The organism is Bacillus nitroreducens, from assembly GCF_964021195.1.
This window is the reverse complement of sequence record NZ_CAXHYI020000003.1, coordinates 1,658,769-1,673,077: the sequence shown is the minus strand read 5'-3', so window position 1 is coordinate 1,673,077 and position 14,309 is coordinate 1,658,769. Positions and strand designations below refer to the sequence as shown.

Sequence of the window (14,309 nt, the reverse complement as noted above, 5' to 3'; positions counted from 1 at the left end):
TGTAAAAATAGGGAGGAATATGAAAAGTGGATAAAAAAAAGACGACTTAGAAAAGTCATCTATTGCATCAAATATATTTTGACGTAAAGCTCCGCATTTCTTTGTTACTTCGGGATCCCCACAAAAATGTGACTAACAATGCTAGTTCTTCCGTTGTACACGTTAAATCATGATTCAATTTTTTTCCTTCTTATTACTACAATAACACTGCCTGTAGCGCAGCTTTAATGATGTAGTATATGATCATGAACAAGATTCCCAATCCAAGTGTGATGACTACCATCAGCAGTTTTCTCACTATCCATGTGAATTTGTTCAACTTTGTATAAATAAAGGGACCTAATCCAAAGAGCAATAGTACGATAAAGGTAAAAAACTTCAGAAATGGATTCTTTGTGTTTCTAAAAACACCTGTTTCCACATGCTCGACCATGACGTTCCCCAGGAAAATGGTTAAGAAGCTAATTCCAACCTGAAGAGAGAGCCATGCTCCAAAAAATAAGGTCACTGATTCGATTAATTCATTCGCGTTGTACATATCTATTCGTCCTATTTATTTCTACAAAAACACCGCATGCAAGGCTACTTTGATTAGGTAGTAGATAAGCATAAAAAATAGTCCCATAACTAGCATGAGCAACCTGCGAAACAACCATGAAAATTTGCCCAACTTCGTATAAATATAGGGAGTTAGTCCAAACAGACAGAGTACAATAAAGTTAAAGAATTTGAGGAAGAGAGTATTTGTGTTCTTAAATAGTACACTTGCTACATATTCAACGATCACGTCCCCAAGTAAAACGATAACAAAGCAAATAGTGAAATGAGTCGTAAATGAACTAATCGAAACAATTACTCTCATTATAGCTTTGTGTTTACCCTTCAATTTGTCAGTCAAACCACTTTCTCTTAAAAAATGGTTCTAAATCAAATGTTGGGGTTTTAGGCTACCGCGCTACGCTTGGTGGCCTCTATAAAAAATGATGGATGATACCATTCATCATTTTTTATAGAGGAGAATCACACCAACTCGGTTAACCAATATGTACCCCAATTCTTTTATACTTGTGTGTTAATAAAATCTTCGCCCTAAAGCGTTCAAAAACTCTAAATCCATAAGCATTTCTCTTTAGAACTTTGGTTGAATTATTAATTCCCTCTAAAAACCCATTTGAATATTCATAGGCAAAGCTATTTAATACTTCAACTTGCCAATTTTGTATGGTCTTTATTGCTTTAATCATTTCAGGTATCTTTGAATCCTCAATTAACTTATATAGTTCTTCCAATTACTTTTTAACCAAACTGATACTGTTTTTTCCGTTTTCTTTAGCACGTAAAAACCAAGTACGATATGCCTCTTTAATTTCATATGCTTGTTTGAGTTCATTCGACATCTCCAAGTAACGATTTAAATGCCATTTCTCATCCTTAGTTAAGCGTTGGCAGTCTTTATGAAAGACATGTTTCATACGTTTACACTTTTTACGGTCGTAGCCATGAAATTGGTTTTGTACTCGACGTCTTACTCCATCAAGCCCCCAATAGATGTAACGACAAAAATGAAATCTATCAGCTACAATAACAGGTTTACCCAATGCCTCTTGAACGGCTGCTTTAAAGGAATGATTCATATCCATTATGACTATTTGCACTCTAGATCCGTGCTTTCTTAAGTAGTCTTTTATCGTACGTTTATAACGATTTGGTAGAATATCAATCGGTTCTTTTGTTATCCCATTCGCAATGATTAACTGGTATTTCCCTTCGCGGGTATCACCCTTGTATTCATCAATAGCTATAACTGTAGGTAATTCTTCCACCGGACGAATTTCACTTCGTGAAATTTGATCGAATCGACGTATAATGGTTGAAGATGAACACCCGTAGATTTCAGCTGTTTCCTTAAATGTTTTTCCTTTAATTGCTTTAATTGATATAGCTTGATTCCATTCTATTGAGGTACGTTGATAACGCATGACAAAAGGATTTTTCTCTGAAAAACGTTTCCCACATTCACAGACATATCGTCTACGCTTATAAAAGATTTGGGTTTTTCTTTCAAACCACTTTAAGTGTTGAATTTTTTGTATACGATAGTCATGAATTTTACTCGTCCTTTGGTTACATTTAGGGCACCGATGTACTTTTCGCTCCATTTCAACGTACAGGCGGATAACTTCGCCCACTTCTTCAACATTGGTTAGGATAGACCCTTTTAATCCAGGAATAATCATGGTAAAATCCATATACACGCAACTCCATTCTTTAGACTTGTTTCTGGACAATTCAAGTATAAGAGAATGAGGAGTTTGCGTGTTTTTTTATGCACACAAAATTTTGTTTAAACCCCAACAAATATTATAGAGCCTAAAAAATAGGCATTCGCTACATGCAGCGAATGCCTCCACCTAAGTAAATTTACATGTCTTTCTCGTCTCTTCTGCGGATGATGCTACGACGAAGGGCTACCGCAGCAGCTGCTGCAGCACCTACAAGTCCTACCATTGTTCCCGCAAATAACGTTTTATTTTCATAGAACTTCACGAGTACGCTTTTTTCTACGATTTCAAATTCTACAATCTCTTTCTTTTCGTTACCCGCTTCATCAACAGCTTCAACTTCCACTTTGTACTGGTTAATATCCGTTAAGGTCGTTGAAATCACTTTTAGTCCATTTTCTTCTTTGACCTCACCATTGAAGAGTTCTCCATTGATTTTCACTGAATTCAGTGTATCACTTGGATTATCAAGACTGATTGAAACAGTTACAGGGTCACGGTATGTTTCGTTTTTCTCTACACCATCAATAATGATGTTTGGTGGTGTTTTATCAATGATAAATTCAACACTTAGCTGCTGAATATTTCCTGCTTGGTCCTTCACCTCGAAGAAGAGCACATGCTTTCCTTCATCCTCAATTGGATCTCCTAGCGTATAAGGCTGACCATTTAAGGTGAGTGAAATAATGTCATAGTTATTTAAATCCTCAATCAATAGTTCTGGGATTAAGCTTTCATTAAAATACTTATTCGAAATAGGTTCCTTAAAATGAATGACTGGTGCTGTTTTATCAATGGTAAATACAATTGTGCGAGAGGAAACATTATTTGCTAGGTCATAAATGTCTGCCTTTAAAATATAGTCTCCCTCATCACTTAGTTGCACACCATTTACAAATGGACGGCCGTTTAACGTAACACTTGTACGAGTTGTATCGAGATGACGGTCTGAATACGTCACTGTAGGCGCCTGGTTATTATTAAAGAAGCCATCAATAACGCCTGTGATATTTAGGCTCGGTCTTGTCGTATCAAGGATGAAACTAACGTTAATGGTTGATTCGTTTCCAGCTTTATCTCGTGCGAGTACAGTGTACTCGTATTTCATTTCCAGTGTAGCCGTTGGTATGCGGCCTGTTACATCCTGTCCATTCATCGTGACAGATACAATTGTGTCTTCCGCTTGATCTAGTGCAAATTGAGGTGTGAATACCTCGTTGATGTACTCCCCATCTTGAATGACACGGTTTTGACCACTGAATTTTGGTGTAATAACTGGTGCTGTTTTATCAATGATAAATGAAATCTGTCTGCTGAATTGGTTGCCCGCTTTGTCAATCGCTTCAACCTGGATTGTATAGTCACCTTCCTGGCTAAAGGTATGACTGAGTCTTGCCGTTTGATTAGCTACTGCAAATCCACCAGCATTATAGCCTCTACCATTTCGTGTGACAGTAATTTGATTCACATCTAAGTTCACATCGCGAATTTCAACATTTACCGGCTTATCGACATTATAGTGAGTCGCATTTTCAACACCTGTGATTTCAATTGTTGGTCTTGTTGTATCAATTGTAAATGTCTTGTTCGCTGTAACTGGACCATTACCTGCTTTATCAGTTGCAGTAATTCCTACTGTATACAAGCCATCGTCGTTAAAATTATAGCCTAGGCTTGAAAGTTTGTTGTTGTTTTGCCAGGTTCCAATATTAAAAGCTTTTCCATCTTTTGTAACGGAAAGTACAACATAGTTCGTTCCAAAATTCAATTCATCAACAGAAACGGTTACTCGTTTGCCCGTTGGGTTAAAGGACTGGTGGTCAACACCGTCAATTTTGACAACTGGGCTTGTTTTGTCGATGATAAACGCAATTTCATCATGTGTTGTTTTATTACCTGATCTGTCCGTAGCGTTGAAGTATACGACATAGCTGCCTTCTTCTGCAAATTTGTGTGTCAAGCTTGCTTTTGTTCTCGATTGTTCAAATGAACCAACATCATACGTCTTGCCATCCTTCGTTACGCGTAAGGAAGGGTGTGCAATGTTAGCATCTGTTACCTCGAATGAAACTTGCTTTGTCACATTATAGTTCGTCATATGGTCGACACCTGTGATTTTTAGTGCAGGGAAGGTTTCATCAACTGTGAACTTTACTTCCTTCGCTTCCGCTATGTTTCCTGCAGCATCTTTCGAAGACACTTTAATCACGTAGTCACCGTCTTCGTTAAATGGAATCGAAAGACTAGATGTCACATCTTTGTTTTCCCATTTTCCAATTGAATACGGTCCACCATTTTTTGTAACTTCAATGTTAACCTCGTTATTTGCAAAGTTCAGCTCGTTCACCTTGATGGTTGCTGTTTGCTTTTTATCGTAAAATGTTCCGTCTTTGACGTTTTCAATCGTGATTACTGGTTTAACGTTATCCACTGTGAAAGTATGGTTTTTCACTTCGGATTTGTTACCGGCAAAGTCCTCTGAGCGAACTGTTACTTTATAATTCCCATCGTCAGGGAAGCTTTGTTTGAACTGATAACCTGTTGACGTTTCTTGCCACTCGGCATCCTTTACTGCTTGACCGTTTACAAGCACTTCATGTTTGCTTGCATCAAAATGTAGGTCATTGATGTCAACAATTAACTCATTGTCACCTTGGACAAAACCGCCGTCAGCAATAGTACCACTAATTTGAATGTCAGGAGCTGTACGGTCAATTGTAAACTCGAGATCTTTTGTACTTTCAGCGCCAAAGTAGTCTTTTGCTTTTACTTGAACCGAATATACGTCTTCTTCCTCAAATGAAATGGTTAATTTTTGCGTAAAGAACCAAATGACTTCTTGGATCCAACTCTCCGTTATTTCCTCACCATTTACAGTAATTTCTGGAATAAATGGTGTGTAGTCATCAACTGTAACTGTTAGATCTACATTGTTATCGTTAAAGTACGTGCCATCTTCAATCGAATATTTGATTGAAGGACCTGTTTTATCAACTGTAAATTTATAGTATTTACTACTTTCGTTTCCAGCTTTATCTGTTGAAACGACTTCCAGTTCATAAACACCTTCTTCAGTAAACGTGTGTTTTGTTGTAGCCTTTCCATCTTCAAGCACGAGTGGGTCCATGTCATATGGTTTACCATTGTACTTTACCGTTGCTGATGACTCACCCATATTTAAATCAGTTATCGTAATCGTTACGTCACGGTCATCATTATATCGACCGTTTTCCCCAATGTTGGTCACAACGATCTCTGGGGCAATTTTATCGATGGTAAAACGAACTTGTTTTACTGCTGACGTATTACCTGCCTCATCAGTGGACTTTAGTTTCACCTCATAGACACCATCATCCGTAAATGTATGATTGGCTTCCGCCACGCGGTTCTTATGTTTTTTGAATGTGATTTCCTCTGTCGAGTACTCTTCGCCATCTTTCGTAATATTCAGGTCAATTTGATCAAGGTCAATATTCCAATCTTCAACCGTAAATTTAACTTCTTTTTCACGATTTGCATATTCATTCTCACTTACACCCGTAATATCAACCTCAGGTTTTGAGTTGTCGATAATGAATGAAACTGTTGAAAAATCAGCCTTGTTTCCAGCTTTGTCAAAGTAATCGACTTGAATCTCATAAACACCTTCATGTTTGAAACTATGGGTTTGATGAGCCTTTTCACCCTTAAAAGTTTCTGCCTTACCATCTTTTGTGACGGTTAAGATCGTTTTGCTATCGTCTTTGTTTGTATCTTTTGCGTCAAGCTCCAAGTCAATTTGTTGGTTGTACTTTTTATTATGCTCTACACCAATAAGCGATACAGTTGGCTTTGTTTTATCGATTGTAAATGCTTTTGTGACTTTTTCTGCTGCATTCCCAAATTGGTCAGTCGAGCTTAACTCGATTGTATACGTACCTTCATCCGTAAACGTATGGCTTGCTACAGCCTTTGTACCATCTTGTTTAAAAGCAATCTCTTCCGCAAAGTCAGTCTCATTATGCTTTACAAGTAGAGATGTTTGCGCCAAATCAAGCGTAAGATCTTCTACTGAGAATTGAACGGTTTGATCCTCTGGATAATACTTACCGTTTTCAACTCCATCAATCTTTAAAACTGGTTTCTCTGTATCAATTGTAAAGGTAAGCGTAGGTGATTTTGTTTCATTCCCCGCTTTGTCAAACACACTTAGTTCAATGGAGTAAACACCATCCGAAAGCTCACGTTTATCAAGAGCTTCTTTCCCCGTGATCGTTTCAACTTCTCCATTCTTTGTGATCTTTAAAGTAGATTTGTTTACATCAAGATATGTGTCAGAAGCTGTAATGACCATTTCCTTTGATTCGGTATAATTTCCGCCGTTTTCAACACCTGTAACTTTTGCTTTTGGTGCTGTTTTATCAATCACGACATTTTTATAGGTTCCAAATTCCTTTGTTCTCCATATATCGGTAATCTTTGCACCAAACTCATACGTTCCTTCTTCTTGAATGGAGTATGTAGCTTTCGTTAAGGAGATGTCCATTGGGACAGTTTGAGACTCTCCTCCGTCCTTACTGTATGTTAACTCTGCAGTATGAATCAGTAATGGATTATCGATTACGACCGTGACGTCATTTTTATAGAAATCATTTGCTGTTTTCTTGTCAATATACATCACAGAATCTCTACTTACGTTTGCGAAGGAAATCGATTTTGTTTCACTCGTGTTCCCTGCTTTATCCGTAGCCGTTACAGTTACTTCATAATGACCCACTTGATCAAATGTAATCGCCGTTTTGTTTCGGTGCCATTCAACAGGGCCCTGTAATTCAAAATCTGAACCATCTTTTTTAATCGAAATATCAACTTTGTCTTTTGCAAAGTGTTTTTCATTCACTTCAATTCCAAGATGGACGGTCCACTTATAAAATTTCCCATCTTCAATACCAGAAAGTGTAACTTCTGGTGCACGTGTGTCTTTCGTAACATAAAAGGTTGTTTGACGACTAGGTGGTTCCACAACCCAAGAGTCCTCTTTAAAGTCAATCGTCACTGGGATTTTGTCGTCTTTATTGATACCAGTAATAGAGACTTTGTAGACTCCTTTGAATCCACCATTTGTGATAGGTGTGATGTTTACTTTTCCAGGACCTTTCACATCTGCTTTTACGTTAAAAGGAAGTCCTCCCTCAGGGATTTCACCTGCAACTGGAGGAGTAACCGTATCATTAGGTGGTGATTGTTCATCTGTTGATTCGGTACCTTCTTGGTTTTCTGATTTATTCGCTTCAGTTTCTACTGGATTGACTGGCTCCTCAGGTGGTGCTTCTCCTTTCGGCTTCAGGTAATTTTCATAGTCCTCTTTTAAATCGACTTGAAATTCAAGGGTATCACCATTTATGTACCATTCATTTGAAAAATCCTGGCCAATTTCCCATCTTTCCTGATTAAAATGCACAAATTGTTTCGTTTCAACCTGCGACGATACGTTCAGGCTAAACAAAACCACTGAGAGCACCAAGACAAATGCAACCGGTATGAACAACACCGATTTGTTTTTTCGGTAGCTCTTTGAGATCATTGCTATCACTTTACTACGCTCCTTTGTTCGATCACTTTATTTGTATGGACAATCATGACATCTACTTCGATTTGGAAATCGGATTCTTCCTCTACTTCAGTGAGAATCGCTGTTTCGCCATCACCTTCAAGGAAGATTGATGTTTCGTCATCCTCGACTAACAGTGTTGTTTCATCGTCATCTAATAGGGTCGTTTCCTCTATTAAAAGTGAAGTTTCCTCTACAGGTTTCTCTTCAACTAACAAAGCTGTTGGCTCCACATCCGTATTCTGTAGCATGGAAGTTGGCTCAAGCTCCTGACTCACGAGGGCAGTGTCTGCTACGGATGTTGCAACTGGGTCGTCTTTTTTCCGCAGCTTAATCTCACTCGTTGTTCTCTTTGTTTCCGCTGTTTCATAGGAGCTACGACCGTTCGCCTTCTTCCTCTTGAAGCGACCGCCCGTGATGTCCTCGATTACTTGTGAGATTTGTAGTTTCATATACACGATGATCGAAATAATAAGCGTAATCACCGCACCCGCCAATCCACCATAAAACATAATCTGGTATTCCATCCCTTAAGCCCCCCTTTCTATTGAAATGTGCATTGACTTGAATTGTGGATTAACGCATTCGCTCGAAGATTTGTGCCTTCGGCCATGGATTTGCGCCTTAGGCCGAAGATTTGCGCGCTGAACCGAGGATTTGCGTCTTCATCCGCGGATTTGCGCGCTCACCCGCTGATTTGCGCCTTCACACACGGTTTTGCGCCCTCACACACAGATTTGCGTCTTCATCCACGGATTTGCGCGCTCACCCGCTGATTTGCGCCTTCACACACGGTTTTGCGCGCTCACCCGCAGATTTGCGCCTTCACACACGGTTTTGCGCCCTCACACACAGATTTGCGTCTTCATCCACGGATTTGCGCGCTCACCCGCTGATTTGCGCCTTCACACACGGTTTTGCGCCCTCACCCACGGTTTTGCGCGCTCACCCGCTGATTTGCGCCTTCACACACGGTTTTGCGCGCTCACACACAGATTTGCGTCTTCATCCACGGTTTTGCGCGCTCACACACAGATTTGCGCATTCGCCCGCAGATTTGCGCCTTAGTCCATGGATTTGAGCATTCGGTCGAAGATTTGCGCTCTCACCCACGGATTTGCGCATTCACATGCGGATTTGCGCCTGCATCCACGGATTTGCGCTCTCGCACGAGGATTTGTGTCTTCATCCGTGGTTGCGAACTCACCAGAAGCACATATCCCAACAATCCCGCTATCTAATATTTAAGTTCCCCATGCGTCTTGAGAGTTTTTTGTAGGCTTCGTTATCGCCAGCATTTTCAAGTTCACCAGCGCGCACGAAGACTTCTTGTGCCCTGCTGTAATTACGCTGGTCCTCTGGTTTTCCTTGCTCAATATCAAGCAAGAGATTACCGAGTCTCACATACGCATTCAGGCTTTTCGGGAATTCTTTTAAAATCCGTTCAAACTGTTCAACCGCTTGGGAGTGTTCGCCCATTTCTTGATAGATCATACCGATATTAATCATCACATTTTCTTTGTTTGGCACATTCAAATCGAGGAGCGTGTTGTAGTGGTCGACTGCCTGCTCAAAATCATCACGAGCAGATACCTGATCCTCTGAATTAACTCCTCTTGAGTAAAATGCCTGAGCGAGCTTTTGCTCAAATTCAAGCTCATACTTAAGCCGGATTTGCTCATCAGATGCAAAACCTAAAACTTCTTGCGCCTTCTGCACAACCGTAATCGCCTTTGTGTTGGCATCCGCAATCTGGCCTTTATAAGAAATATAAATATTTGCAAGTGAATTATAGTTATCTACCTTTTTCGCATTGTTCGGGAGATTATCATTAAATGACTCAAATTCCAATAGATTCGTAGAGAACTCGTCATAATCAATGTTCATCCCACCTAGCGTTGTCGCAAGGGTAATATAATAACTTGCATCAGGAATCTTTTTTTCATCAACTTGTTTAAAATACTTTAAAGCAACTGGGTAATCTCGTTTAAGGTCAAAATAGGTCATCCCCAGCTTAAAGAGAACCTCGCTGTTTTTATGAATGTTTCCATATTTATCATTCACATACGATTCGATTTTTGAAAGACCTGTGTCCACTTCATTTCGATCGATATATACCTCAAGTAAGTTGATATAAGCAGATGCACGACTTTTATCTATACTAATAGCCTTTTCAAGTAGCTTAATTGCCTCTGTATCATTTCCCTCAATCAACGAGATGCTTGATTCATTGACAAGCCCCATATAATCTTGAAATTGCTCATTTTTTATTCCTTGATAGCCGAAAACAGAAGTCGTTGTAAAACCTAGACATAGAACGGATGGGATTAAAAAGGTATAAAGCCGTTTCATCATTTTTTTTCGGTAACCTGCTGTGAGCTTGTTGATATTTTGTAAATCGTATAAGAGCTCTTCACTTGTTTGATAGCGGTTTTCTGGTTCAGCCTGTGTACATTTTAAAATGATGTGCTCAAGTCCCTCAGGTAGAGTCGGGTCCCATTGGCGAATCGGTCTTACTTCATACGGCGGGTCGGCTAGACTTTTTCCTGTGATGAGTTGATAGAGCGTCAAGCCTAAGCTATAAATATCCGTTCGTGCATCGGTTCGTTTTCCAGATAGTTGCTCCGGTGCAGCATACGTTTTTGTTCCAAGATTTGTCGTATCTGTCAAACTTTCATCCTTAAACTCACGGGCAATCCCGAAGTCAATCAGTTTGATTTTCCCTTCAGGAGTGAGCATGATATTATCAGGCTTCATGTCACGATAGATGATCGGATGAGGCTTTCTTGTATGCAAATAATGGAGAACCTCGGCAAGTTGTTTCGCCCAACTAATTACATACTTAGCCTGAATGACTTTTTCCCGCTTCAGCTTTTGTTTAAGTGACTCCCCTTCGATATAGTCCATTACTACATAAATGTCGCCCTCGGATTCAATAATGTCGTAAATCTTCGGAAGCGCACCATGATCGAGTTTTTTTAACATATTCGCTTCAACAACGAGACTATTAATGAGGAGCTCGTTATTGCTGTTGTCCCGTTTTCGGATATCCTTGACAACGAGGGATTTATTCAGCCTACTGTCCATCGCCAAGTAGACAATACTCATCCCGCCACGACCAATTTCCTTCAATATCTCATATCTATCATCTAAAAAACTTCCGATTTTAATCAAAGTAATTCCTCCAAATTGAAAAGCTCAAGCGACTTGTTAGTGGACCGTCTATTAAAGGCAGCCACGTCCTGTGGCAAACGTAGACGTCAGCACTTCCTTGAAAATACTATGCTTATGCTCTCAACCTCTTCCTTATCCGGTGCAAGTCCGATAAGCATAAGTAAAGCTGGCTAGAAGGATGTATGTTATCCTTCTTGACAGATTAGCTAAACCAGAGAGGCTGGCTGCTTGCGCTAGACACCGAAGACTAAATTCGTTCCGAAACACAAAGTCACTAGCGCACGCCATTCACACTACATGGGCAAGGACGAGTGAGATGTTGTCGACTTCTTTTCGTTCCTTTACAGTATCAACTAGTTTAATCGCCTTGTATTTTAATTGCTTTTCGTTTAAATATGGATTCGGACGAAGTTCTTCAAGCAATTCATCTTCAGTGATTTTATGGTAAAAACCATCCGTACAAAGCAGGAACACTGTACCCGCTTGCGTTTCGCCAGTGTGGATGACGACGTCTAACTCTTTCGTTGCCCCTACACATTGTAAAAGCACATTGCGGCGTGGATCTTTTAAGGCTTGCTCTGGCGTTATATTTCCGCGCGCTACTTCACGTGCGACCAGGGTTTGGTCTTCCGTCAACCTCGTAACCTGCTGCTGGATTTGATACGCACGACTATCACCGATATGGACGAGATAGTACTGCGAATGGATGATTAGGAGAGCTGTTACTGTTGTTCCGACTTGACTATCTGTATCATTACCATAGTCTAGGATTTTTTCATTTTGCTCCCTCATACAGCGTTCGAGTGCTGTGCGGATGTCCTCATCCTGCTGTTCCGAATGAAGGAGATCTGGCAGCTCCGTTTCGAACCAATCAGAAAGCCCACGAACAACCGTGGCACTTGCCAGCTCCCCGTGATCGAGGCCACCCATTCCGTCACAAACAACGAACAACCCAACATATCCTTCTGGTGTTTTTGCTGTTTTAACGAGCATGGCATCCTGATTTGTCTTCTTTTTAATTCCAACGTCCGTATGATATGCATGTATGAACGCCATATTTTCACCTCAACTTTTAATAGAAATGCGTAAGGCGCCCGCTTATCGGCGACAAGCATAAGACAAGACCTGACAGAAGGTGATTTTTGCCTTCAGAAGGGATTGGCTTAGACCAAAGAGCCGATGGCGCCTGGAGCTAGACAATTTAGAAATGCGTAAGGCGCCTTGGAACGGAACATCGACTAACTTCGCCACGTCCTGTGGCAACGTCGATGTCAGCACATCCTCGAAAATGCTTAGCATTTTCTTCGTGCGATGCTTATGCTCTCGAAGCCTTCCTTATCCTTTGCAAGTAAAAGCTTAAGACTAGTCCTGACAGAAGGTGATTTTTACCTTCTGAAAGAATTGGCTTAGACCAAAGAGCCGATGGCGCCTGTTGCTGAACCATTAGAAAAGACGGAAGACAAATTCTTCGTTCGCTAATTTGATTTTGTCTTCGTGTTTGATTTTTACTTTGTTTTTAGGAACAAGCTTGACGCCATTTACATAGCTGCCGTTTCTTGATTTTTGGTCAACGATAAAATATTCCCCGTTTTCCGTTATCAGTTCCGCATGGACACGCCCTACTACTTTATTTTTTGACGTATAATCGGTTTGCTGTGGATCACGGCCAATTTTAAAGACGTTTTTCGAGACAACAATTTTTTCTTGACTGGAAGTAAGCAGAAATGGCTGGTGCTGGAAACGAGTGCCCACTCCCAATGCCGTTGTACCTTCTTCCTCTTCAGGTTCCTTATAAGCAGTAAGCACCGTTGTTCCCTCTTCCTCCTCAGAATCCTCCGTGTCAAAAGTTATTGGATTTTCCATGTTAGGTTTAATGTTGATCGATGCCCCTCCTGCAAAGAGAGGATTCCCTTCACCGAGTTCCGTGCGTGTGACCCGTTTGTACTGGACCTCTTCTTCAATTTCAAGCTTTTTGTTTGACTTTTTATCTACCTTTTTGCTGCTATATTCAGATGTAATCACGCCGTTTTCAGAAGAAGCTTTAACCTCGGTGCCTGGACTATAGTAATTCGGTGTCTGAGGTTCCTCGTCTTCAATGGGTAATCTTGCGAATTCCTGAGGTGAAGTTGGCTTGTTCAACAACAGCTCGTTCAGCTTTTTTTGGAGCGCATATAAATTGATTTCTTCTGTTGTCGCAAAATAATTATGTAGCCTCACAAAATAAGGTAGGTCATCATTTTCATCATAGGCGTGAGAGTGTAAGAAACTGGTGAAAAATTCCCGAATTGATACCTTTTCAAAAATATTATTTTTAATGGGCATGTACAGTAGGATTAATCTGTTTGAAAAATTATCAATATAGATGTAGTTCAAATCAAAAACAAAGTTGTTCACATTTAATCCAAAGCGCTCCGATTCAATCAATATTTCAACGATATTGGTAAGTATGTGATGGAGCTTTCCCTTTGTAAGCGGAATCGTTGTCTGCTGAGATAGGGTCACCTCAGATACTATGTCATATCGAAAATAAGCCTCATCACCCTTGTTGATCACAACGCATGGCAAAAGTCCTGAAACCTTGTTGTTCTGAAGCTTATCAGCTTCTGTAAAATCAACACGGAGCTCAGGTGGCACCTTGTAAAAGATAAATTTCGAAACACCATAGTTTTCAATATGTAAATCAACATGTTTTATCATTTTCTTGCACTCCCATTTCTATCAAATCCTCCTTGGCGAAATGGCGTCGAGATTTTTCAGGCACAAAGACATTGGCCATAAAAAGTAAATCTTTGTTCTTACGTACGAAAAATCTGTGACATTTGCCAGAGGCTAAACTTTATTCAGTCAGCGTCCAATCCTAACCGAAATGAACATGAAAAAATATGATGAGGACAACTGCACAAGGCCAATTGCCCTCCTCATGGATTATTTAAATGCGCTAGCGTTGTTGTTAATTTGTGTTTCTGCAGCGTTGTAGTTTGTCACTGTGTTATCTAAGAATTTCGCGTAGCTATCGATAACTTGGCGATATTCCTCAAAGCGCGGAGCCAACGCATTGAAGTTTCCTCGAATTGTATTAGAAGCATCAGAATTCCATGTAGCGGATAGGCCGTTCATTTCCTTCTTAATGTCTTCTAATGCAGTCGAAAGCTGTTGGTTTAGGTTACGGATTTGCCCTGCGGTTTTACTAACCTCACCGAGAGTAATTTTAATTCCATCTACTGCCATCGAAAGCACCTCCTTTACTAGATTAGTAGGTAAGT

General features: G+C 40.2%; 7 protein-coding genes and 1 pseudogene. All 8 read right to left on the bottom strand.

Features of this window, described 5'->3' with window-relative positions:
- Positions 1-196: 196 nt before the first annotated feature.
- The gene (locus ACWPVE_RS11755; RefSeq protein WP_453993528.1) at positions 197-538 is read right to left on the bottom strand and encodes a hypothetical protein; all 342 of its coding nucleotides are present in this window, start codon (positions 536-538) and stop codon (positions 197-199) included.
- A 496-nt stretch (positions 539-1,034) separates the two neighbouring features.
- Positions 1,035-2,255 (bottom strand): annotated as a pseudogene (locus ACWPVE_RS11750) (ISL3 family transposase).
- A 166-nt stretch (positions 2,256-2,421) separates the two neighbouring features.
- Positions 2,422-7,845 (bottom strand): Ig-like domain-containing protein, encoded by a 5,424-nt coding sequence (locus ACWPVE_RS11745; RefSeq protein WP_453997486.1) that lies wholly within the window; start codon positions 7,843-7,845, stop codon positions 2,422-2,424.
- A 5-nt stretch (positions 7,846-7,850) separates the two neighbouring features.
- On the bottom strand, positions 7,851-8,399 hold the full coding sequence (locus ACWPVE_RS11740) for a hypothetical protein (protein WP_453993526.1): 549 nt from the start codon (positions 8,397-8,399) through the stop codon (positions 7,851-7,853).
- Positions 8,400-9,105: 706 nt separating this feature from the next.
- Entirely contained in the window at positions 9,106-11,046 is a 1,941-nt protein-coding gene (locus ACWPVE_RS11735) for a protein kinase domain-containing protein (protein ID WP_453993524.1), read from the bottom strand.
- 288 nt (positions 11,047-11,334) lie between these two features.
- Positions 11,335-12,102 (bottom strand): PP2C family protein-serine/threonine phosphatase, encoded by a 768-nt coding sequence (locus ACWPVE_RS11730; RefSeq protein ID WP_453993522.1) that lies wholly within the window; start codon positions 12,100-12,102, stop codon positions 11,335-11,337.
- A gap of 387 nt (positions 12,103-12,489) precedes the next feature.
- Entirely contained in the window at positions 12,490-13,743 is a 1,254-nt protein-coding gene (locus tag ACWPVE_RS11725; RefSeq protein WP_453993520.1) for a DUF6382 domain-containing protein, read from the bottom strand.
- Between the two features lie 228 nt (positions 13,744-13,971).
- Positions 13,972-14,274, bottom strand: a complete 303-nt coding sequence (locus tag ACWPVE_RS11720; protein WP_453993518.1) for a pore-forming ESAT-6 family protein — start codon at positions 14,272-14,274, stop codon at positions 13,972-13,974.
- Positions 14,275-14,309 lie beyond the last annotated feature (35 nt).